Origin of the sequence: Halomonas halophila (assembly GCF_030406665.1) — a bacterium.
In the GTDB taxonomy this organism is placed as follows: Bacteria; Pseudomonadota; Gammaproteobacteria; order Pseudomonadales; family Halomonadaceae; genus Halomonas; species Halomonas halophila.
In genome coordinates, this window is the sequence record NZ_CP129121.1 from 2,164,946 (window position 1) to 2,187,863 (window position 22,918).

The following is a 22,918-nucleotide window of genomic DNA, read 5'->3' on the forward strand; positions in this document are numbered from 1 at the left end:
GCGCCTCGGGCAACGTGGCCAGCGAAGACGTGGTCTATCTGCTCGACGGCCTCGGCATCGCGCACGGCGTCGACCTGGAGAAGCTCGCCGCCGCCGGCAGCTGGATCACCCGCGCCATCGGCCGGCCCAATCGCTCGAAGGCGGGCGTGGCGCTGGCCTCGCAGTAGGCTCTCTCCCAAGAAGCTCCCCGTCAGCCCGCGCCAGAACGCAGAAGCCCCGAACCGGCTGACCGGCTCGGGGCTTTATTCTGGCGCAGGCCTCACCACGGTCCGGCACCGGGACGCCGACGAACGCGGGTAGCGCTTCGGCGCGCGAGCCCGCTAGGACTCGCGCCACTCCCCCTTCCGGTATGCCAGGATCTCGCCGCTCCGGTCATCCAGCGAGAACAGGTGGAGCCAGCCGTTATCCACCAGCGACCCGAGCATCGCGTGACGCTCGACGATCGAGGCGATGGCCTTCGGAGGCGCCGCGAGGTAGGCGCTCAGACGCAAAGGCTCGTGGCGCCAGCGCTCGCCGTCGTGCAGCGACTGCAGTGGCAGGCCGATGCGCAGGTCGCCGCCGTTGCCCTCGAAGACGCCGATGTGCCCGCCGACCACGTTGTGCAGTACCTTGTTGCCGCTGCCGAACTTGCGATTGTCGGTGACGGAGGCGTTGTACTGCATGTTGATCCAGTGGGCGACCACCATGGGCGCGGTCATGATCAGCTCCAGCCGCGAGAAGTCGCTATCCGAGCGCCAGTCGTAGTCGTGCAGGAAGCTGCGCCCGCCGAGGTCGAGCGGCGCGGTGAGCCGCCGCGGCGCGGCGATGAAGCTGGCGTTGTTGGCCAGGCCCCACTCCGGGCGCGTCTGCGACCAGTCGGCGCCGCGGCGATCGAGGGTCTCCTCGAGCTCCGGTGCGTCGGCCGACAGGCCGAGCCTCGGAGCACGCTCGCGCCGGGCCTGGGCGCCGGCCCGTTCGAGCCAGGCACGCTCCTCCTCGCTCAGCGCGAAGGCATCCGTCTCCCCTTCCGGCAACTCGATGCGATCGGTGATGGTGTGATGCAGCGCCGGCACGAAGCGGGTCGTCTCCGGGATCACGAGGCCGCCCTCGGCCAGCGTCTCGCGCAGCGCGGGATCGTTGAGCAGCCTTGCCAGGGCTCTCACCGAGACCTCCCCCGACTGCCCGCCGCAGGCCCCGCACTCGAGCCCCGCGGCATGCGGGTTGTTGCTGCTGTGGCTGCCGTGCCCCACCAGCAGCACCCGAGGAGCGAGGTGCTCGGTGAGCCCCATGGCCCCCAGCACGGTCCGCGCGAGCGCCGCCTTGTCGGCCAGGGTCAACGCCTCGCCGCTGTCGCGCCAGTGCCAGCCGAGCGCGTCCATGGCCAGCGGCTCGCGCTTGGCCTTGGCCTCGAGCGAGCGGCGCAGCAGCTTGCCGGCATAGAGCAGGCCGCCCGCTTCCACCGCGGTGAAGCTGGCACTCGCCGTGCGGCTCCATTCCTGCAGGCGCGCCTTCCAGTTCAGCCGCTTCGCCGAACGAGCCTCGCCCTCGCAGGAACCGCTCCTGAGAGTCACCCGGGGCGCCAGCAGACCCGGCAGATGGGGCTGGGCCAGCGCGGTGCCATCCTGCTGGTGTTCCAGGGGCAGGCCGAAGAAGCCGGCGAAGCCCAGGGTCTGGATGGCCGGGCTCTGGCTTTCCAGCGCGCGGCGCAGCGGCTCGGAGCGCACGTCGATGCAGAACACCGCCTGCAGACGAGGCTCGCTCGGCGACGGGGCCGAGGCACGCACCGCCCCGCCCAGGGCACGGTGGAGCGGCTGCTGGTAGGCCAGCTCGCCGGCGAGCTGCCACACCCACAGGGGCCGCTGGGCGCGCCGATGGCGCTCGACCCGCTGCGGCATCTCCACCATTTCCGCGTGCCAAAGACGGGTCAGGCGGTCGCCCTGATCGGGATGCTCCGCCCGGATGTAACGCCACAGCGCCAGCTCCCACGCCAGGCGCATCGCCAGCAGGCTGCGCATGTCCGAGGCGGGCCCCGCCCTCTCTTCCTCCGGCGTGGCCAGCGCCTGCTGCCAGTCCTGGTAGGCGACCCAGGCGGCCCAGCCGTTGATGTCGAGCAGCAGCGCCTGGGCGTAGCTCTCGAGACGTTCGGCGTCCACCTCCAGTTCGGCGACGGCGGCCTGAAAGAGTCCGTCCTCGGTGTCCGGCAGGGTCTTGAAGTAGCGCCGCAGCGTCGGCTCGCCCATCAGGATGGCGATGCCGCGATCCTTCAGAGTCATCTCCCGCCAGTGCTGATAGAGCCGCTTGCCGCGGGGCGCCTGCAGACGCTCGGCGTTGAGCGGCCCATCCTCCTGGAAGTAGGCGGCACAGAACTGGCTGATCTGCTGGGTGATCTCGTCACGCCAGGCCATCTTGTGCTGGCGGTCGCGACGGGCATCGATCAGGTCGCTGATGTTGTGCCAGTGGGGCAGCCGGCCGAGTTCCTCGACGACGTCCAGCAGGTTGCGGTAGCCGCCACGGTAGTCGAGCCGCTCGGCCGCTTCCTCCAGGTGTTCCGACGTGATCTCGCCACGTTGCCAGGCACCCAGGTAATGGCTCGGCGGCATCAGGCAGTGGACGTTGCCCAGCGCCGAGAGCCGCGCCGACACGGTCGCGGCGTCCTCACCGCGCTGGGTCCAGTAGGGGCTCACCGCGATCAGCCGATCCAGCGGCCAGCTCGGGGCGATGCGTGCGCAGGCGCGATCCAGCGCCGCGTCCTGTTCGTCGGTCAGCGGCGCGACGTCGTTGGCGTCGGCCGGGCGCGCGATCCGGGGATGTTCGAGACTCGTCATTGGGCACTCCCGCGAAAGGCTGTGTGCAGCTGCTTGGCCCTGATCCGGCCGGGCAGGTCGTGGGGCCAGAGCCTGAGGGTGTTCCGGGTGACCCACTCGTCCAGGTAGAAACCGGCATAGCAGTAGCGGTTGAGCGTCTGCGACGCCGGGTAGTGAAGCCCATGGCGCTTCAGCCAGTAGCCCGCGAAGAGCAGCACGAACAGCGCACTCACCCACAGGTCGCCCCAGAGCGAGACGCGGTGGCCGGTCTCGGGCAGGAAGGCGGCGAACAGCGTCTTGAGCCCGACGTAGGCGAGCACCACCAGCGCGGCCAGGCCGACAAAACCGACGACGGAGCCCGCGGTACGCTCGCTGTTGCGCTCGGCCAGCAGCACGGTCAGGGCGAGGGCGAGCAGCACCCAGGGGCTGTTGGCGTCGAAGGCCGCCGCCTCGGTCAGACTGCGGGCCAGCGCCACCACCGCCGCCACCAGCGACACGCTGATCAGGCCGGCCACCAGCCACTGGCTTGGCGTGGGGCTGCGCCCGGGGGCCTGGCGGCGCAGCAGATCCTGTTCGACCGCCTCGCCCGAACTCAGGAAGGCGTAGGCCTTGTAGCAGGAGTGCGCCAGCAGGTGCAGCATCGCCAGCTCCGTCAGCCCCAGGGCGATCTCGACCAGCATCAGGCCCATCTGGGCACTGGTGGACCAGGCCAGGCGCACCTTGATGCTGACGCGGGTCATCATGACCAGCGCCGCCAGCACGCTGCCGAGGCCGGCCACCGTCAGGACCAGCGCCTGGGCCGGGGCCGACCGCAGCAGCAGCGGCGAGAACAGCAGCAGCAGGTAACCGCCGAGGTTGATCACGCCGCCGTGCAGCGTGGCCGACACCGGCGTGGGCGCCTCGACCACCTGAATCAGCCAGCCGTGCAGCGGCAGCTGGGCGCACTTGATCAGCGCCGCCAGCGCGAGCAGGCAGGCGGCCGCCTGTTCGCCCAGGGTCAGGGCGCCGTCGGCCGAGGCATAGTCGCTCACAATGACGCTGATCCGCCCGGTGTCATGGTGCAGGTAGAGCAACAGGAAGGCCGTCATGGCACAGAGCTCGGCGGCGCGGGCGAAGAGGAACTTCTTGTGCGCCGCCAGCGCCGCGCGGGGGCGGTCGGGATAGAACATCAGCAGCTGATGCATCGCCAGGCTGATGCCCAGCCAGGCGAACAGGAACGCGAGGAGATGGTCACTGAGCACCGCCACGCTCACCGCGGCAAACACCGCCTGAACGAGCGCAACGAAGCGCCTCTGGCGCGGCTCGCCCTGCAGGTAGGTGGTGCTGTAGCGCACCACCACGAAGGCGATGAAGTTGGCCAGCAGCAGCATGACCAGCTGCAACATGCCGCTATGCCACCAGCCGGCCACCGCCGGAAGCCCCGATGCCAGCCCCAGCACCAGCAACGATGCCGACAGCAGCAGGCCGCTCGTGGTCGTGATCCGGCCGATGCGCCAGGCACGCCCGCGGGGCCCGCGGGCGCTCGTCACTGCCCCCAGCGCCAGGATGGCCGGCACCAGGGTGAGCAGGAAGGTGAAGAACAGCGCATTTCCGTGCATGGAAGGCCTCCGGTGATCCATGGAGCGAGCAGTATCCGGCGAGCCACTTTTTAATTAAAATAGATATTTATTGATCTATCGTTCTATAAAAAAGAACCCAATGAGCCGACTCAACTACCATCACCTCTACTACTTCTGGCGCGTGGCCCGCGAAGGCAAGCTCACGCGGGTGGCGGAAACGCTGCACCTGTCGCAGAGCGCCCTCTCGGCACAGATCCGCAAGCTGGAAGACAGGATGGGCAAGCCGCTCTTCGAGCGACGCCACCGCGCCCTGGTGCTGACCGAGGCAGGGCGACGGGTGTTCAACTATGCCGAGGTGATCTTCACCAAGGGCGAGGAGCTGGAGTCGCTGATCAGCCGCGGTATCGAGCCGGAGTATCAGCGCCTGCGCATCGGCACGCTCTCCACCATGTCGCGCAACTTCATCGAGGGCTTCATCGCTCCCCTGCTCAACCAGAGCGGCCAGCGCGTCCACTTCAGCCTGCACGCCCGCGACATGGCCAACCTGCTCGATGGCCTGGCCCGCCACGAGCTCGACGTGGTGCTCACCAATACCCAGATGCCGCCATCCGATTCCCCGGACGCCTCCTGGCAGAGCCAGCTGCTGGCCCGGCAGCCGCTGTCAATCATCGGCCCGCCCGACTCGACGCCCGGCCGGCCCTTCCCCGAAGGCTTCGACGACATGCGCTGGGTGCTCCCCGGCGAGCATCACGAGATTCGTCGTGCCTTCGATGGCCACTGCAGCCTGTACCAATATCGGCCGAAAATCCTCGCCGAGGCCGACGACATGGCCATGTTGCGCCTGCTGGCACGGGACAGCGGCGCGCTGAGCGTGATGCCCGAGGTGGTGGTCAAGGACGAGCTACAGCAGGGGCGACTGACCCGCCTGGAGCAACTGCCCAACGTCTACGAGAACTTCTATGCCATCACCCTGCCCCGGGAGTTCATGCCGGGCATCGTCTCGGAGCTGCTGGCACGGCCTTTGAAGGACATGGCATAGGTCGGTCGCCCTGTAGCCCCAACGAAAAGCCCCGAGCCGGTCTCCCAGCTCGGGGCTTTGCTGTAACCATGCGCCACTTCAACACGCTCTACGGCATGCTGACGTGGCCGACGACTCAGGCGCTGGCCTTCTCGGCGGCCAGGGCGGCGCGATGCGCGTGCAGCTTCTTGTAGCTCTCGATCAGGCGCTGGTGACGCTCCAGGCCCTCGAGCTGCATGCCGACCGGCTCCAGGCCCGGGAAGCGGACCGTGCCGTTCACCGCGCCCACCACGGTCTGCATGGTCGCTTCGCCGAACATGCGCTTGAAGTTGTAGAGGAAGTCGTCGAGCTCCAGCTCGTCGTCCAGGGCGATCTCCAGCACCGCGTTCACGGCCTGGTAGAACAGCCCGCGCTCGACGGTGTTGTCGTTGAACTGCAGGAACATCTGCACCCGGTCCAGCGCGTCCTCGAACTGGCCCAGCGCCAGGTTGGCCATCAGCTTGAGCTCGAGGATGGTCAGCTGGCCCCAGACGGTGTTCTCGTCGAACTCGATGCCGATCAGGGTGGTGATGGTCTCGTGGTCGTCGATCTGGGTCTCTTCCAAGCGCTCCAGCAGCTCGGCCAAACGCTCGTCGTCGAGGTCGTGCAGGTGCAGGATGTCCTCGCGGAACAGCAGCGCCTTGTTGGTGTTGTCCCAGATCAGGTCCTCGACCGGATAGACCTCGGAGTAGCCCGGCACCAGGATCCGGCACACCGGCGCGCCCAGGTCCTCGTGCACGGCCTGGTAGGCCTCCAGCTCGAGCTCCTCGAGGATGCCGAACAGGCCCGCGGCCTCCTCTTCCGTACTGTTGGAGCCGCTGCCGGAGAAGTCCCACTCGACGAACGCGACGTCGGCCTTGGAGCTGAAGAAGCGCCAGGACACCACGCCCGAGGAGTCGATGAAGTGCTCGACGAAGTTGTTGGGCTCGGAGACCGCCAGCGAGTTGAAGGTGGGCGGCATGAAGTCGTTCAGGCCCTCGAAGCTGCGGCCCTGCATCAGCTCGGTCAGGCTGCGCTCCAGCGCCACCTCGAAGCTCGGATGCGCGCCGAAGGAGGCGAACACGCCGCCGGTCTTCGGGTTCATCAGGGTCACACACATCACCGGGAACTGGCCGCCGAGGGAGGCGTCCTTGACCAGCACCGGGAAGCCCTGGGCCTCCAGCGCCTCGACGCCCTCGAGGATGTGCGGGTACTTCTGCATCACCTCCAGCGGCACGTCGGGCAGCGTGATCTCCTCCTCGATGATCTGGCGCTTCACCGCCCGCTCGAAGATCTCCGACAGGCACTGCACCTGAGCCTCCGGCAGGGTGTTGCCGGCGCTCATGCCGTTGCTGAGGAACAGGTTCTCGACCAGGTTCGACGGGAAGTAGACCGTCTCGCCGTCCGACTGGCGCACGTAGGGCAGCGAGACGATGCCGCGCTCGGCGTTGCCGGAGTTGGTGTCGATCAGGTTGGAGCCGGCCAGCTCGCCCTCCGGGTCGTAGATCGCCCGGCAGTGATCGTCGAGGATGCCGTCCGGCAGCGAGTCGTGCGGCCCCGGCTGGAACCACTTCTCGTCCGGATAGTGGACGAAGTCGTGATGGGCGAGGTCCTGGCCGAAGAACTGGTCGTTGTAGAAGAAGTTGCAGCTCAGGCGCTCGATGAACTCGCCCAGCGCCGAGGCCAGTGCGCTCTCCTTGGTGGAACCCTTGCCGTTGGTGAAGCACATGTTGGAGTGGGCATCGCGGATGTGCAGCGACCACACGTGGGGCACGATGTTGCGCCAGGAGGCGATCTCGACCTTCATGCCGAGGCGCTCGAAGATCGCCGTCATGTTGGCGATGGTCTGCTCCAGCGGCAGGTCCTTGCCCTCGATCCAGGTGCTCTCGCCCTCTTCCGGCTTGGCCATCAGCAGGGCCTGGGCGTCCTCGTCGAGGTTGTCGACCGTCTCGATCTGGAACTCGGGGCCGGTCTGCACCACCTTCTTGACCGTGCAGCGCTCGATGGAGCGCAGGATGCCCTGGCGGTCCTTCTCGGAGAGGTCCTCCGGCAGCTCGACCTGGATCTTGAAGATCTGCTTGTAGCGGTTCTCCGGGTCGACGATGTTGTTCTGCGACAGGCGGATATTCTCGGTGGGAATATCACGCGCATTGCAGTAGACCTTGACGAAATAGGCCGCGCACATGGCCGACGACGCCAGGAAGTAGTCGAAGGGACCGGGGGCCGAGCCGTCGCCCTTGTAGCGGATCGGCTGGTCGGAGATGACGGTGAAATCGTCGAACTTGGCCTCCAGCCGGAGGTTGTCGAGATAGTTGACCTTGATTTCCATTGACAAAGCACCGGATTCGTGTATGGGGCGACCGTAGCGCGTAGCCGGCCATTATCCAGCTTTTGGCGGGCTTCGTCTTGGGCGGGTGATCAAAAATTCGCCGCGAGCGGGGCCACGGGATGCCTGCTGGGCCAGAGGGCATGGCGGGGCGAGGCGTCATGGTAATGAGGAAATTTGTAACGTTGCCGTCACCGGGGCCAGAAGTGGCGCGCCAGCGACGCTTATGGCCTCCGGTGCACGGCTTGGTTAGAGCACATGGCACGATTAAGGAAGCCCACTGTGTTTACCTCCCCTACAGAAACCAGGCTTAGCCCGCAGTTGTCGTGGGGGAATCGTGTTTTCGCTGGCAAAGCCAAAAGACCGTTTAACAGCTCGCGGATCATGTGCCCGTGAGTCACGACCAGGATTTTGGATGCAGATTGAGAGAAGATTACCTCTTGCGCCTGCATGACCCGTCTGAGAAACGCACCGGCTTGTTCGTTTATTGCTGGATGAAGATAACCGGATGCGTGCGGCGTGTAAACGGGCTCTTCGAGAGCGGCTGAGTTGTCAAGTATCAACTGGCCTTCAGCTAAACAGGGATGGACCACGACGGGGAGCGACGCGGCTTGCGCGAAAGGCCCAACCGTATCCAGAGCCCTAGAGTAAGGAGAGCAAAGAATCGTTTCTATTTCCAATTCCATCAGGTCGTCGACGATCGCTTGGGCTTGCCGATGCCCGTACTCTGTCAAAGCATCCTCACTCCCCGAAGCAAGTGAGCCAGCCCGGTTTGATTCTGTTTCAGCATGTCTCAACAGGAATATGTCCATATGTCTCATGCTCTAACGCCAGCCATCACGTGCTCGTCGCGTGCATGGCATTGTTGGGCTTCACTAGGCCAATTCCAGACATCTTCAATATCTCGTCGGTAGAGATGAGAACCAAGTCAGCGGCTGAATAACCGGAAGCAAGGATAGCCTGATCCGCAATGTACGTTCCCGCTCGATATCCAATCCAACGCCTCCCATCGGGGTGCTGAAACATCCACTGGTTATAAGGAGCAGAAACTGGAAGTTTTAGCAGCTCAGTCACCCAATTCTCGACGTCTTCAGGATATTCTCCCCAAGGTGTTTCCCGGCCGCCAAAATCACGCTCAAACACAGTCGCTAGGCCCTCACTCACGACCCCATCCATAAAGGAGTTGGGTGCTGCCCCACAATACATGACCCAGCCTCTTACCAAGTGGTGGAGTTCGTGGAACAAAGTGAAACGTAATTGGGTGCGAGCGATGGTAGCTACACCTCCCGGCAGCCTATAATCAACCGTCCATCCCACGCGGTTCGGCGCGATTGCCGTGCCCATCTCACCCGTTTCCGGGATGACGAAAGGACCCGTTTGACATGCCAAATCAATATTCTCAGGTAAGTCTCCAAGAAGAGATCGTATCTCTGGCTCAGCATCGGCACATACCTCACCGATGGCGCGGCGAGCATCATTTGAGAAATGCCGACAATCATTTGTATCAAGGAATAGAGGAACGATCATCCATGACTCCTGTCAGTGAGAACCTGTCAGCCCAACGCTCGCCATCACCGGTGCCAAAGCCGGCGCGAAGCATAGGTTTTGGCATCCGGTGCATGGCTTGGTTAGAAGTAATAATCTTCACCGCTCTAACTATCTCCGCCGTTTTTCTCGGACAGAATTTTGCTCTCAAATTGTCCAAATATTTTGGGTAAGAACCTTTCGCTCCATCCTGCTACCATGGAGATAACGTATATTAGGCCGCCTGCTTCTGAATCCACAAAACCAAGTAGAACTTTTGATTCCACTAAGAGAATTACTACCGAACCGGCTATGGCTCCAATAATAGTACGAGCCAGAATATCTATAACAACCTGATCCCACGAATACTCTGCCAAGTAATTCAATCTGGATATTGGCATCCACAATGCGAGTGCCGCGCCGACCATACCCCAGACAGGTGTTATAAACTTAGGATTATCAATTCCCAAAGTTAATAGAAGGACTGCCAATGTTAAGCCAATAATGCCAAATGATGTTAACATGGTGATCGCTTTTGCACGATTTAACGAGTTTTTAAAAGCTTTCGATTCCAGCTTTTGCAAAGTCTCGCTCGCATCATCAACCTTACCTTCTAAAGCATCTCTTAATACTGATGCCATGCCTCCAGAAATTCGTTTTCGGTCGCGCTCTGAATGCAAATACCGTGTTACCTTTTCTCGCTGCGGAGATAAGCGACTAATATCTCTAAGTACCGATCGTTCATCTTGAAATCTTTCTCGAAGTCGCATTTGTAAGGAGTAACAAACAGCCCCATCTTTTTCCTCCCAAACTAAATAATCAGGCGTCTGGTAGTGCACTTTACAGTCTTGCAATCTTCCTGAATAAGCGGCTTCTGGTGTTAAAAGTAATCGCGGAACTACAGCCGGCATGCTATCACCAGATGTATCATACACCCGGATCGCCATTCCTAACTGGGAAAACCCCTGGACCAAGCTCTTCTCATTAATCTGTATTTGATCAGCACCTATGAGGACCAAGCCACTGAAATGCATAGGGACTGATGCCAGCTTCTTTTTTGATATATCACTTGCTATTTTCTGACCCACGCGTCGAATGTGATCTGCATGTTCTTCAAATCCGTTTGACAGCTTGCTAGTTCCAATACCTAGGTGGTAGAACGCATGCCTATAGTCAGCAAAGACTTGGATGCTGTATTGGCATGATTCTTCATTTCCTTCGGAATCCACATAAGTAACGGCATTATCCCATCGCCCAATACTTTCTTGAATGCAGAGAGAAGCTCCCATTCGCAAGATAATTTCAGCATCTCTCGACATCAACTTCTCCTGATACTTCTAACGCCTTGCTAAGAGGCAAAAAAATTGCTGGCTAAAATAAGCGACGAAGGAGCAAAAGCCAACTGTTTTTTGTCCTTTTAAGCAACTTGTTAGCCTTGCTTTTGATAATTATAATTTTACAGAATTATGATCTAACTTTTCCGCTTCATCAAAGCAAAATGTCATCGGTAGCATTTTGTCTCTTACAATTTCACTGCTAGTTACATCTTCTTGGCCAAATATAACATCTCCATACTGCCAATCAAATTCAAATGGCAAGGGAAACCTAGTTAGCTGTATTGTTTTAGTACCTTCAGATATATCTACATCCGATGGTACAACTATTTGATACGCGATATTACCAAAGCAAATCAATAGATGACAATATGGGGAAATCTTAACTCCCGGCTTTCTTCTTAGCACTAATACAGTTACTCTTTTATTTGGTTTTGGCCCAGGAATGAACGCATTTAAAATGATTTGAGGTTTACAAATTGTCTTACTATGGTCTGGCTCCAATAACCAAGTAATTGCATTTTTAAATTGCAGTAACTCGGAGTCATCTATTACTGACAATGCTATTTTTACTAAGCATTTAAACACAGCACTAGGAATATGAGGTTCAAGATGAAAATTGGCTTCAATAGATTTATTTTCAATATCTAAATTAGTGAAATTGCTATCCTCCCTGTCGATAATCTTTGCCCCTTCAGAAGAAGTGAACTCATACCTAGATTTCTTATCTTTCGTTTTGTAGCTAGGGACTTTCTTTTTCCCTTTTATTTGAGCAGCTAATCGATAAGGCTTCGTGTACTTATCTAAATGGTCCTCTAGGTTCTCTGATACAAATTTATTACACGTATCACACTCATTTCGTAGAATAAGCTGATTGTTACCTAGAAATTCAGGAACTGCATGAGCTATATCTCTAAATGTTACGTCTGGTTCTCCTTTGCCACAAAAACGACAAACCTTATTATCATTTCCGATATATACTTTCCCACCTTTATCAAGATGATACTCCGCTATTGGCACATAGTTTTTTTCGTAAAACTCAAGCCGCTCTTGGATCGAAACTGACATAGGGAACTCCTTGTAAAGCTAACGCCCGGCTCACGCGCCGGTTTGGAGCCGCAAAGCGGCGGAAAATCGGTCGCCGTGCAGCCGATTGTTAGTTTTTCTACAGCGCCAAAGGCTGAACGCTCCACCCATCATGATGTCGCTGACGATAGCAGTCATAAACAAAGAGGTCTTTTCTAGTATCTGATGGGAGCGTAATTTTTGGCACATAGTAAGTCGATGGATCACTATTTTTGAGGCGAATATCGAAATGCTGATTCACCAGAGAAGATAGTGTATTGTTGTCATTAATTAGACTAAAGGGCCCAAACTTAGAACAGAATACCGCCACACATGCAGCGATCGCATCCATAACGTTCTCAAGAGTTGCAGCATTAAACGCGGCTGAACGGTCGTGCTTTGTTTGGTTGTAGGCATCATACCAGAAGAGTGACTTAGTCGGCTGCGAGGAATTCCAGTTAAAAAATGGCTGAAAACTACGAATGCCATCGTAATTTTTAAATGTTATTTCGAACTCATTAAGATACGCTTTAGACAGCAATTTTACGTAGTCTTGTGTTGTATAAGTCCTGCCGTTTTGAGGCCCGACTCCAGCCTTTTTAAATACTGAAACCCACAAATTCTCTACTTCAGTGCATGCGAGAATTAAAAGCTCACGGCACTTGTGTCCATATGCCTTCAGGCCGTTCTGATCTGGCTCTATATATAGAAGGATGTCATCGAGCTTTTCGATAAGCACTCTCAGAGCTTGCTCAGAACTCCGTTGCTCAAAAGGGTCTATTCTTAGGGCCGTTTTGATATCATCAGAAAAATAAAGTGAAGGTCGCCAGACGCTTTCAACAGTCTGGCCTATCGGTAATGCTAGATTATTGATGTCTTTAGCACCGAAAACGCGGCGTACCCAGTCGGTTAAAGTACCGCTTTTCTGCTCAACCGCCGTCAACCCCACAGATATTACGTTGAGACCACTGCCCCTTCCATATAAATGAACAAAGTGGGTGCCGGTGTCATATGCATAGCCTAGGGGTTGATCTTCATGGAGATTATCAACCCAGCCAGGAATCTTAGTATGGGTATTCTTATAAAATATGCCGTTCACTTATCCTCCAGACATGGATCAAACAACTAACAGTGATTAGGTGGAACGCTCTGATATTGGATGAACGCGCCGACCCGTTCAACATCGTTATCAAGCCAGCCATTTCACACCTAACTCATTGATATCACATAAAGCTAAGAAAAGCTCGGCCCCCTATGCAGGATTCGCGTGCTTGCGCGTTTTGCCGGCACCAATAATACTGTATAGGCATCCATGCCAAGAGAGGGCTACCATGGATACGCACAGCAAGCCGCCGAAGCTGATGAGTCGCGTGAAGGCCACCCTACGGGTGAAACGTTACAGCCTGCGAACCGAGAAGACCTACTGCTACTGGATTCGCTTCTTCATTCGTTTCCATGGGATACGACACCCATCAGGTATGGGAGCCTCCGAGGTTCACGCCTTCCTGGAGCACCTGGCCGTGGAGAGGCATGTGGCTGCGGCCACACAGAACCAGGCATTGAATGCCCTCGTCTTCCTGTATCGCCATGTGCTCGAACAGCCCTTGGGAGAGATCGGGGAGTTCTCACGCGCCAAGCGCCCTCGCCGGCTGCCGGTAGTGTTGTCGCACGACGAAGTGATGCGTGTACTGAGCCATCTTGCAGGCCCGATGCATCTGATGGCCGCGCTGATGTATGGGGCAGGCCTGCGCGTGACGGAGGCCTGTCGGTTGCGCGTGCGAGATATCGACTTCAATCGACAAGTGCTGACGGTGAGATCCGGCAAGGGCGACAAGGATCGCACCACGCTGCTGCCTCCCAGTTGCATCGTGCCAATACAACAGCGAATAACAGAGGCCCAGAACTTGCTGAACCGTCGCCTCGAAAATGGTCGGGTTCCTGTCACCCTGCCCCATGCCCTGGATCGTAAGTATCCCAATGCCGGCCTGTCGCTGGCGTGGCAATGGCTATTTCCCTCCAGCAAACCCTGCTTCGACCCTTTCGGGAAAGTGGTACTGCACCATATCCATACCTCCTCGGTGCAGAAATCGGTCAGACAGGCAATGCGTGCCGCGAATCTCCCGCGGCCGGGTTCGTGCCATACCCTGCGACACAGCTTCGCTACCCAGTTGCTGAGCCGAGGCACGGACATACGCACGGTTCAGGAGCTACTGGGCCACAAAAGCGTCGAAACCACCCAGATCTACACTCATGTGCTGGGAAGCGGCTTCGCGGGTGTAAGGAGCCCTCTGGACTAGCCGTGCCGTCGTGAATGCTCGGCCACGCTACCGCCTGACCGACCAGCATCAACCACGGCACTCCAGCCGTCTTCTGCGGTAGCCCCTGAGTCCCTTTTGTGGCCGTCTTCTGCAGCCTTATTAGCCGATCCTATTCGAAGGGGATATCGGCTGCAAAAGGCGCGTCTTGAACTGTTCCGAATGGCGCAGAAATGGGCGGGTTTGCAGCGGTTCGAGGCACAGGTAGGCTGGAAGCCACATCGCATGGTAGGAGACAAGGCATGGCAGGTTCGAGCGATCATCAGGAATCCGTCGACTCCAGGCCCGAACACGATGAGGCACAGAGCCGCCGGCTGAGGCTGGTCTACGACGGCGACTGCCCGATGTGTCGGCGCTACGTGCGCTGGCAGCGCATCCGGCGCGACGTCGGCGAGCTCGAGCTGATCGACGGGCGCCAGGACAGCGAGGCGCGCCGCGAGCTCAGCGCCAAGGGCATCGACCTGGACCAGGGCTTCGCCCTGCAGGTCGGCGAGCGCTGGTATCACGGCAGCGAGGCCCTGCACCGCCTTACCCTGCTCGGCACCCGCAGCGGCGTGTTCAACCGGCTGATGTATCGCCTGTTTGCCAGCCGCGGGCGAGCCGCCCGCCTCTACCCCTGGCTCAAGGCCTGTCGCAACGCCCTGCTGCGGCTGTGCCGCATCCCTCCCATCGACAATCTGCGCCGCTAGGCGACGGCGGTCGTGATGTCCCGCTACCGGGTTTCTCTCACCTCGGCGGTGGCGATCACATCTGCGATGCGTGCGGCCTCGGCCTGATGCTCTCCCCGATAGCCCTCGAGGGACGCCAGAAGCCGGGCTTTCAGATCGGCCAGATACTCGGCGTAGGCCGCGCGGCCGCTGTAATTCGTGAACAGGCTGTCGGGGACACTCGCCAGCCATGCGTCCAGCGCAGAGCGATGCGCGGCGAACCAGGCCAGCATGGAATCCGCTCGATACACCAGGGCCTCGGCGATGTAGGGGGATACCTCGCTACCCAGCGCGCCATCCCGCACCGCCCAGGTGTTGCCGAGCAGGTTGATGACCGGCACGACGGAGGTCTCGTTGTGCTGCAGAAGATCGACGATCTCCGCCTCATGCCGATGGAGCCACTCACCGTTGACCTCGGCCAGCTCGTCCGCCACGGCAGCGGTGCCGCACAGCATCAATGCCGGGATGAGACCTCGTTTCAAGATCACCCCGATGGAATACCCCCCAGATATCATTTCGGCTCCCTGGAAGCTTCGAGCTCCTGATCCATCCACCAAAAAGCCGCACATCATGATGCACGGCTTTCGTGGGTGCGTGGCACGCCATCTAGCTTAAGCGTTCTCCACCTTCGCGGCTTCCGGGCGGGCCAGTAGCACCTCGCGGAAAGAGAGGTAATAGGCCCCGTTAAAGATCAGGAAGAACCCCGAGATCACTACCACCATGACGACGACGATCAGGGCCATCGAGGTGGTGAGGGCGGCGCCGGCCATGGAAACCATCAGCAATAGAGCATAGAGCGTTGCGGCGTTAACGCCGAAGACCAGCAGCAGGAGAAGGTTCTTGAAGGTGGCCCGGAAGCTGTTCTTCAATGCGGAAAAAACGCTTTCGCCGGACACGATGATCTGCGGCACCGCGTAGAAGAGCAATGCCGTCACCATGAGGGCCCCGGCCAGGAAGAAGATGACCACCAGCGACGAACCGCCCATCATCTCCGCCATCATGCGGGTATAGGAGTAGCCATAAGGGCTGCCATACGAGTTCATGGCACCCATCATCGAGCTCCCCCCGAAGAGCTTCATCAGCAGGAACATCACCAGCGCGAAGACCGCGAAGATCACCAGCGCACTGACGAACAGCAGGAACATGCCCAGGAGGTTGCTTCCCTTGAAGCCACGAAACACGTCACTTACCCGGGGACGATTCTCGGCCGCCCCGTGGAAGACGGCCATCATGCCCGATTGCAACAAGGCGGCAAGGAAAGTCACCACCACCAGGACAACCATCGTTCCGATGCCGATATGGTACGGCTGAAGCGATCCGACAACGACTTGGAGCAGCGTGGAGACCACGACCACGATCAGGTAAGCGGGAATGATCGTCTTCCAGTGCGCACGAACCAGCCGAAACGCGTCCACGATCCAGCTCAACGGCGGGCCTGACTTGATCTTACGCACGCTGATCGCCGTCGACTCATGTGAAAAGGCATCGTATTGCTCGTTCATCCTTGAACTTCCTTTAACTCGATTCGAATAGATACCGCTTTGTCTTGGCTAAGCGGCCGGCCAAACTAACAGAAACTTCATCATTCTTAATGCGCTATCGCTGACAAGCCTGTAGGAAATCGACCACATGCAGGAAGCCCGAGGTCTCCAGCCGGTGGCGCGAGGTACCGATGCGTGCGGCGCACGAATGGCCGGTCGCACTGGTTCATGAAAATGCCGCCGGCCAGTCGGCCCGCGGCATGTTCTGCGGCTGATCAGGGCGACTCCTCCGGTTTAGAGGCCGTCCAGGTTGATCTCCACGCTATCCCCCAGCCAATAGGCATATGTCGTATGGTCCTCGTAATCGTCTCCCGTCAGCGCGTGAACGAGCACGCTCAGGTTGCCGCGGTGTTCATCCAGCCAGGGAATGAACGCGTCGAAGGACTTGTGGCTGAACGTGATCTGACAGCTCCATCTGGTGTGCGGCCCGACCAGTTTCTGGTGCACGCGCCCGACCTTCAGGCCGAATGTCTCCCCCGCTTCCGCGCAAAGGCGGGATGCGAAGTCCACCGTCTCTTCATCGAAGTAGACGTGAGCATGGTAGCCCTTGTGAATATTCACCGGGCGCTTCGGTTCGTTCATCTCAGCCTCGCTTATCGGCAATTTTTCTTTACATCTTAACGCTACCACTGATCCATGACGGCATGAAGCGGTGAGCCGCAGCCGACGTTGCCCCTCGTATGAACGGTAGGCGATGTTCCGTCATGCTGCCGGCCTGGAGACGCCAGCCAAGGCGGAGGGGCCGCGTGAGCAGGGCCTGATGGGAGCTCCCCCGGCCGGGGATGCCGCTGACGGCGACCGGGGGAAGATCGAGGGCGGGAAATGGATCAGAAGTCGTAGCGCACGCGGGCCAGGGTGGCGTCGGCCTGGTCATCCGAGGTATCGGCGAAGGTGTGTTCCAGATCGACCTGGAAGCCGTGCGGCAGCCGGGTCGAAACGCCCACGTACTGGTGATCGTAGTGATCGTCGCTGCCGTTGCGCATCTCCAGGCGGTCGCCGGCGACGTAGGGAGTCACTTCCTTCACCACGGCAGTGTCCAGCGGGATCGCGTACTTGGCGACATACTCCACACCGGCGGCATCGCCGCGGAAGAACCGGTCGGTATCGCCGGTCATGTACGGCACGAAGTTGCGATAGTAGCCGCCGCCCACCGAGAGATACCACTGTTTCGGCGTCCAGGTGATCGCGGCGCCGCTGTTTTCCTGACGATAGTGTTCGCTGCCCTGGCCATGCACCGTGGCGCCGGTGTTGCTGTAGGCCGCGCTGAGCACCAGGTCCGGTGTCAGCCGATAGTCGAGGCCCAGGGCGCCGCCGCCGTTGCGACGGTAGTCGATGCCGTTGCCGACGTGCAGGTCCTCGTCCTGGAACAGCGCGCCGACGTAGAGCGAGGCGGGGCCGACATCGTAGCGATACTTGGCGCTGCGACGCGCGCGATAGGAGCCATCGTAGTCGCCGTCCAGACCGACGCCCGGCGCCTGGGCCTGCATGTCGTTATCCCAGACGTCGGTCTTGGCGCCGACCACGTCGTAGTAGACGCTGTTCTGCTTACCCAGGGTCAGGGTGCCGTAACGCTGGCTCTCGACGCCGAAGTAGGCCTGACGCCGGGAAGTGCGGCGGCCGTCCCGGTCGTACTGGCCGTGCAGGCGCAGCACGTGCATCAGGTCGAAGCCCGGCTCGAAGTAGCCCAGCAGCGTCAGGTCGTCGTTGACGGCGTAGTCGGCCGAGAAACGCAGGCGACTGCCGCCGTCGTAGACGTTGTGCTTGTAGCTGCCGTCATCCTGGCTGCCCATCTCATTGAAGTACTGGGCGCGAATGCTGCCACCGATCTGAACCTCCAGCGGGTCCCAGAAGCCCGCGCCGTCGGGATTGGCCTCGACCAGCGTGACCTCGGCCTGGGCCAGCGAGGCGTGGCCGGCCATGACTCCAGCGAGCATGAGACCCGTGACGGCATGTTTACGCTTGAACGACATCATTCTGATCCTGTTGGTAACTGCGAGCCTGGGCTCGACATTGACGATTGAGAAAGCAAAACGCGGCGGATTCGGGATCGGTCACCACCACTGAGCGAAATTGGCATGAACGAATACGCCAGAACAGATAATAAAACCAGCAAATCTTTGTCATCCATAATGTAAGCAAGTTAATTTGTTTTGCGACATCGAATCACGCCAGTAGCATCGAGCACGACGTTGCGCCCCGCCAAAGTGGCCAGGGCAGGAAAAAGAAGCAAAATGAAGGAAAATGCCGCGAAAACGGCAGAAAAAAGAGAGCTGGAGGAGAGATGGAGGAAAGGCGCTAGATGTCAGGACAACGACACAGGCAGTCCGGGCCCCGCTGACGCGGGGCCGATGGCGCTCGATGGGCCGCTAGCCAAGGCCGGCCAGAAGGGTGCGGATCACCGCGTTCACCCGGGCCGGCGGCTCCAGCGCCGAGGGATGGCCGGCAGCGGGGATCATGACGAGATCTCTCGGCCGAGGACACGGCCGCCCTGCTCGCGACCGCCCAGCCGGGTCAGGCCGTTCGGCGCGGCGATGCGGAAGAAGCGCTCCACCACCTCGCTCGGGGCCGGCCGGGTAAGCAGCGACACCGCGACGAACGTCGGCAGATTGAGCATCAGCCCCCAGAAGCCGGCGTGGATGCCCAGCGGATGCTTCCACACGGTGGTGAAGGCCACGGTCACCAGGAAGCCGCTGACGATGCCCGCCATCACGCCCCACTTCGAGGCGCGCGGCCACAGGAACATGCCGATGAAGGCCGGCAGCACCTGGGTGGCGAAGCCCAGCCCCACCAGCAGGATCATCACCAGGCTGCCGGGTTCAGCGATCGCCAGCGGTGCGATCACCAGGGCCATCAGCGGCACGATCATCCAGCGCGCCAGCTTGCCGGTGAACGCATCGGAGAGCCCCAGCAGTGGCTGGAGCACGTCCTTGCTCCAGGAGAGCGCCACCGAGTGGATGAAGGGCTCGCTGGAGGACATCGACGCGGCCAGGGTGCCGGCACCGAGCAGCCCCACCAGCCATACCGGCAGGAACTGCATGGCATATTCGAGGACCACGGTGTCGCTACGCGCCAGGTCGGGCAGCGCGAAGATGCCGATGAAGCCCACCACCACCATCGGCAGGATCACCACGTAGTAGGTCGGCAGCCAGGTGGCACTGCGGCGGATGGTGCGTGCGGACGACGCGCTCATCCACTGGGTCCACACCGGCGGCATGAAGGAGAACATCGAGACGATGATCGAGGTGGTCCAGAAGCTGAAGCTCATGTCGCCACCGCCGCCGGGCAGGGTCAGGAAGTCGCCGTGCTCGGCCTGGAGCCGGCCGAACAGCGCACCGACGTCGAGCCCGCCGGTGGCACCGTGCAGCGCCCATAGCCCCACCGCCCAGGCCACCACCAGCATCAGCACGCCCTGGAAGGCGTTGGTACGGCCGATGGCACGCTGGCCACTGACGAACAGGTAGACGGCGATGCAGGCCAGCACCAGCGGCACCGCCAGCCATATCGGGATCGCCCCGCCGCTCATCACGTTGAGGATGTAGGCGGAACCGATGGTCTGCAGCACCGCGTAGGCCACCGAGCCGATCGACATCACCAGCGCCGCCAGCGCCCCCAGCAGCGGGCTCTGGTAGCGGTCGGCGATGGCGCTGGCCTGGGTGACATGGCCGAAGCGCTCACCGAACTGCCACACCTTGGGGCCGACGTACCAGGCGATCAGCGCCAGGTAGGCCAGATAGACGGCCACGTAGAACACCGGCACGCCCTTGGAATAGGCCCAGCCCGGCGCGCCCATGAAGGTGTAGGCGCTCACGCTGCCGGCGGCGATCAGCAGGTACAGCGTCACCGGGCCCATGCTGCGCCCGGCCACGCCCCATTCCTCGAGGCTGTTCATGCGTCGCCCGGCCCGGGCGCGCAGGCCGATGACCATGGCGATGGCCACGTAGGCCAGGGTGATGAGAAGCGGCCAGGGACTAGTCATGCTCCCCCTCCTTGCGCTCGAGCACGCGATTGGCGATCAGCATCACGGCGAAGCAGGCAAAGATCACCACATAGCTCCAGACCACCAGCAGCGGCAGGCCGAGGACCAGCACGGCACGATTCACCCAGCCGATCACCGGCCAGATGCCCGCGGCGACCAGGGCGACGAAAGCGATGAGCAGCCCCCAGCCGGCGCGGCTGGTGGGCAGGACGACGAGACGAGATGACATGACAAGAACTCTCCCACGATGACGATGTGAGGCAATGCCCGAACGATGGACGCGGACCTTACTGCGCCGCGGGGGGAGAAGGCCAGCTCGGCGCGAGCGCCAGACGGGTCTCCAGCACCTTGGCCAGCTTCAGCACGAAGTGGTCGGCCAGCCGCGGGCCGATCAGCTGCACGCCTAACGGCATGCCATCGCGGGAAAAACCGGCGTTGAGCGACAGCGCCGGCTGCTCCCCCATGTTCCACGGCACGGTATAGACGATGTGCTCGAAGGGGCGACGCGGATCGTTGGTGGGCGATGGCCAGTCCGCGGGGAAGGCGACGTTGGGCGTGGTCGGCGAGATCACCGCGTCGACGTCGTCGAACACCGCCTCGGTGGCACGGCGCATGGCCAGGGTCTGCTCGAAACCGCGCACCGCTTCCACGCCACCGATCCGCCCGCCGTCGTCGGCCCAGGCGAGGATCGCCGGCAGCACGCGTTCACGTTGCTCGTTCGACAGCGCCGACAGGGCATTCCACTGACGCACCCGCCAGAAGCGATCCAGGCCATCGAGCATCTCGCGCGTCATCACCGGCGCCATCGGCACCAGCGTGGCCCCTGCGGTCTCGAGCCGGGCGGCGGCGCTCTCCACGGCGGCGGCGATGTCGTCGTCCAGCGGCAGGCCGCAGCCGGCCTCCATCATCACGCCGATGCGCAGCCCCGACACGTCCAGATCGAGGTCGCTCCAGTCGATGTCCTCCGGCGGCAGGCGGGTAGCATCGCGGCGGTCGGTGCGTGACAGAGCGGTCATCATCAGCGCGGCGTCGTCGACGCTACGCGTCATCGGGCCGGCACAGCGGCCCACGTAGTAAGGATCGATGGGAATCCGCCCCAGCGTCGGCTTGAAGCCGACGGTGCCACACCAGGCCGCGGGCAGGCGTACCGAGCCACCGATGTCGGTGCCCACATGCAGCGGGCCGTAACCGGCGGCGGAGGCCGCTCCAGCGCCGGAGCTTGAACCGCCGGTATTGCACTCGAGCCGCCAGGGGTTGCGGGTCAGGCCATGGAACGACGACAGCCCCGAGGAGAGCATGCCGAAATCGGGACACGTCGTCTTGCCCAGCACGACCGCCCCGTCCTCGGCGAGGCGTGCCGCTGGCGGCGCATCGTCGGCGGCCGGAGACTGGTCGCCGAGCCCGGTGCCGCCGGGCACCGGCTGGCCACGGGTGGCAATCAGCTCCTTGAGCGTGACGGGCACGCCGTCCAGCGTGCCGAGCGGCTCGCCTCGCGCCCAGCGTTCGCTGGCGGCCTGCGCTGACGCCAGCAACGCCTGCGGACGGAAATCATAGAGCGCATTGAGGTGCGGCTCCCAGCGCTCGACGTGCTGGACCAGGGCCTCGGCGGCATCCAGCGGCGACAGGCGCTTGTCACGATAGGCGGCCAGCAGCTGGGTGGCGGTCATCTGATGGGGATCGGTCATGAGGGCTTTCCATGATTGTTGTTGATGTTGTGGATGTCCTCAGACTGGCGCGTTCCCGTGTCAACAGCCATCACAATGATGACGCCGGGGCGTCTACTTTTTGTGTGCACCCTGCCCGCCCCCAGGCCGGCCACTGCCCTCTTCAGCCTGCGACACGAATCAGTCCTGATCCCCCAGTCCCTGAAGCGCCGAGGCCAGCAGCCCCAGGCAGGCGTCGGTGGCGAAACTGCGCTGACGATGCCGATGGAGGCAAAGGTCGAGACGGGTGCGCGACAGTTCGCCCGGCGCCAGTGGCACGCTCGCCAGCCGACCGTCGCGGCATTCCCGCGCCACCGCCATGGGCGGAAGAATCAGCAGCGCGGCACCGGCCAGCGCCAGAGCCTTCTGAGTCTCCAGAGAGGCGGTATGGAAGGTAGGCATCAGCGTGACCCCCTGGTCGCGAGCCGCCTCGTCCAGGGCCTGACGCACGCCGTAGTGTTCGTCGGGCAACGCCAGCGGGTGCTCGGCAATCTCGGCCAGGCGCAGCTCCCCCCTGCCGGCAAGCGGATGGCTCGGTGCCATCACCACATGGTGCTCCAGACTGCTGCTGGCAAACGGCTGGATATCGTCATGATGCGGCAGGAAGAAGGCCAGCCCGATATCGGCATCACCGCTGCGCAGCGCTTCGACGATCTCGCCGGCGCTGGCGATCTGGATATCGAAGCGCAAGCGCGGGTAGTGCTGCCCCAGGTCGGCCAGCGTCGGCGCCAGCAGACCCGCCACCACGCCCTCGGCCACCCGCAGACTGACACGTCCGGTGCGCAGCCCCTTGAGATCGCCGATTTGTTCCTGGACCCGCTCCAGGTCTCGCAGAGTGCGTCTGGCCTGCACCGCCAGCAGTTCCCCGGCCGAGGTCAGGCGGATACCACCGGGGCCACGCTCGAGCAGCGGCGCTCCGAGCTGGTGCTCGAGCAGATCGATCTGACGGCTGATGGCGGTAGGCGCGATATGCAGCCGTGCCGAAGCCTCGCGCAGCGAGCGACAGCGGGCGACCGTGTCGAAGTAGTGAAGCGCTCTCCACTGCATGG

The 22,918-nt window shown here is 61.3% G+C and carries 20 protein-coding genes; 4 read left to right on the forward strand and 16 right to left on the reverse strand.

Annotation, left to right across the window (positions count from 1 at the left end):
• The first annotated feature begins 14 nt into the window (after positions 1 to 14).
• Positions 15 to 167: a hypothetical protein gene (locus tag QWG60_RS10035; protein WP_379825221.1), complete on the forward strand. Its 153-nt coding sequence runs from the start codon at positions 15 to 17 to the stop codon at positions 165 to 167.
• Positions 168 to 320: 153 nt separating this feature from the next.
• On the opposite strand, the gene QWG60_RS10040 is transcribed toward QWG60_RS10035, so the two are convergent.
• Together QWG60_RS10040 and QWG60_RS10045 are read right to left on the reverse strand one after the other, a co-directional pair.
• A complete protein-coding gene (locus QWG60_RS10040) occupies positions 321 to 2,804 on the reverse strand; it encodes a YbcC family protein (RefSeq protein ID WP_146910313.1) in 2,484 nt (827 codons plus the stop codon).
• On the reverse strand, positions 2,801 to 4,381 hold the full coding sequence (locus tag QWG60_RS10045) for an NADH-quinone oxidoreductase subunit L (RefSeq protein ID WP_146910311.1): 1,581 nt from the start codon (positions 4,379 to 4,381) through the stop codon (positions 2,801 to 2,803). The genes QWG60_RS10040 and QWG60_RS10045 overlap by 4 nt, the downstream gene beginning before the upstream one ends.
• 100 nt (positions 4,382 to 4,481) lie before the next feature.
• Here QWG60_RS10045 and QWG60_RS10050 point away from each other — a divergent pair, with 100 nt between their 5' ends.
• Positions 4,482 to 5,381: a LysR family transcriptional regulator gene (locus tag QWG60_RS10050; protein WP_035595638.1), complete on the forward strand. Its 900-nt coding sequence runs from the start codon at positions 4,482 to 4,484 to the stop codon at positions 5,379 to 5,381.
• A 115-nt stretch (positions 5,382 to 5,496) separates the two neighbouring features.
• Here the strand turns inward: QWG60_RS10050 and QWG60_RS10055 are convergent, their stop codons facing one another.
• From QWG60_RS10055 to QWG60_RS10080, 6 genes are all read right to left on the reverse strand, one after another.
• The gene (locus QWG60_RS10055) at positions 5,497 to 7,707 is read right to left on the reverse strand and encodes an OsmC domain/YcaO domain-containing protein (RefSeq protein WP_146910309.1); all 2,211 of its coding nucleotides are present in this window, start codon (positions 7,705 to 7,707) and stop codon (positions 5,497 to 5,499) included.
• Positions 7,708 to 7,928: 221 nt separating this feature from the next.
• Positions 7,929 to 8,516: a histidine phosphatase family protein gene (locus QWG60_RS10060; protein WP_186810099.1), complete on the reverse strand. Its 588-nt coding sequence runs from the start codon at positions 8,514 to 8,516 to the stop codon at positions 7,929 to 7,931.
• A gap of 25 nt (positions 8,517 to 8,541) precedes the next feature.
• The gene (locus QWG60_RS10065) at positions 8,542 to 9,231 is read right to left on the reverse strand and encodes a DUF2268 domain-containing putative Zn-dependent protease (protein ID WP_146910411.1); all 690 of its coding nucleotides are present in this window, start codon (positions 9,229 to 9,231) and stop codon (positions 8,542 to 8,544) included.
• Between the two features lie 125 nt (positions 9,232 to 9,356).
• The gene (locus tag QWG60_RS10070) at positions 9,357 to 10,547 is read right to left on the reverse strand and encodes a hypothetical protein (protein ID WP_146910172.1); all 1,191 of its coding nucleotides are present in this window, start codon (positions 10,545 to 10,547) and stop codon (positions 9,357 to 9,359) included.
• Positions 10,548 to 10,676: 129 nt separating this feature from the next.
• On the reverse strand, positions 10,677 to 11,630 hold the full coding sequence (locus QWG60_RS10075) for an HNH endonuclease (protein WP_146910170.1): 954 nt from the start codon (positions 11,628 to 11,630) through the stop codon (positions 10,677 to 10,679).
• 97 nt (positions 11,631 to 11,727) lie between these two features.
• The gene (locus tag QWG60_RS10080; RefSeq protein ID WP_146910167.1) at positions 11,728 to 12,726 is read right to left on the reverse strand and encodes a hypothetical protein; all 999 of its coding nucleotides are present in this window, start codon (positions 12,724 to 12,726) and stop codon (positions 11,728 to 11,730) included.
• Between the two features lie 232 nt (positions 12,727 to 12,958).
• On the opposite strand from QWG60_RS10080, the gene QWG60_RS10085 reads away from it, so the two are divergent.
• Positions 12,959 to 13,924 (forward strand): integron integrase, encoded by a 966-nt coding sequence (locus tag QWG60_RS10085; protein ID WP_146910165.1) that lies wholly within the window; start codon positions 12,959 to 12,961, stop codon positions 13,922 to 13,924.
• Positions 13,925 to 14,184: 260 nt separating this feature from the next.
• On the forward strand, positions 14,185 to 14,631 hold the full coding sequence (locus tag QWG60_RS10090) for a DCC1-like thiol-disulfide oxidoreductase family protein (RefSeq protein WP_146910163.1): 447 nt from the start codon (positions 14,185 to 14,187) through the stop codon (positions 14,629 to 14,631).
• Positions 14,632 to 14,654: 23 nt separating this feature from the next.
• On the opposite strand, the gene QWG60_RS10095 is transcribed toward QWG60_RS10090, so the two are convergent.
• The 8 genes from QWG60_RS10095 to QWG60_RS10130 form a co-directional block, all read right to left on the reverse strand.
• Entirely contained in the window at positions 14,655 to 15,131 is a 477-nt protein-coding gene (locus QWG60_RS10095; RefSeq protein ID WP_290130899.1) for a hypothetical protein, read from the reverse strand.
• A gap of 129 nt (positions 15,132 to 15,260) precedes the next feature.
• Complete coding sequence (locus tag QWG60_RS10100) at positions 15,261 to 16,151, reverse strand: hypothetical protein (protein ID WP_146910158.1); 891 nt, start codon at positions 16,149 to 16,151, stop codon at positions 15,261 to 15,263.
• Between the two features lie 273 nt (positions 16,152 to 16,424).
• The gene (locus tag QWG60_RS10105; RefSeq protein WP_035595651.1) at positions 16,425 to 16,772 is read right to left on the reverse strand and encodes a DOPA 4,5-dioxygenase family protein; all 348 of its coding nucleotides are present in this window, start codon (positions 16,770 to 16,772) and stop codon (positions 16,425 to 16,427) included.
• 245 nt (positions 16,773 to 17,017) lie between these two features.
• Positions 17,018 to 18,124 carry a porin gene (locus QWG60_RS10110; RefSeq protein WP_146910156.1) on the reverse strand — a complete coding sequence of 369 codons (1,107 nt, stop codon included), beginning with the start codon at positions 18,122 to 18,124 and terminating at the stop codon, positions 17,018 to 17,020.
• A 518-nt stretch (positions 18,125 to 18,642) separates the two neighbouring features.
• Entirely contained in the window at positions 18,643 to 20,166 is a 1,524-nt protein-coding gene (locus QWG60_RS10115) for a sodium:solute symporter family protein (protein ID WP_146910154.1), read from the reverse strand.
• On the reverse strand, positions 20,159 to 20,395 hold the full coding sequence (locus QWG60_RS10120) for a hypothetical protein (protein ID WP_035595660.1): 237 nt from the start codon (positions 20,393 to 20,395) through the stop codon (positions 20,159 to 20,161). The genes QWG60_RS10115 and QWG60_RS10120 overlap by 8 nt, the downstream gene beginning before the upstream one ends.
• Before the next feature lie 58 nt (positions 20,396 to 20,453).
• A complete protein-coding gene (locus QWG60_RS10125; protein ID WP_146910152.1) occupies positions 20,454 to 21,851 on the reverse strand; it encodes an amidase in 1,398 nt (465 codons plus the stop codon).
• A gap of 159 nt (positions 21,852 to 22,010) precedes the next feature.
• A complete protein-coding gene (locus tag QWG60_RS10130; protein WP_107182326.1) occupies positions 22,011 to 22,916 on the reverse strand; it encodes a LysR family transcriptional regulator in 906 nt (301 codons plus the stop codon).
• Positions 22,917 to 22,918 lie beyond the last annotated feature (2 nt).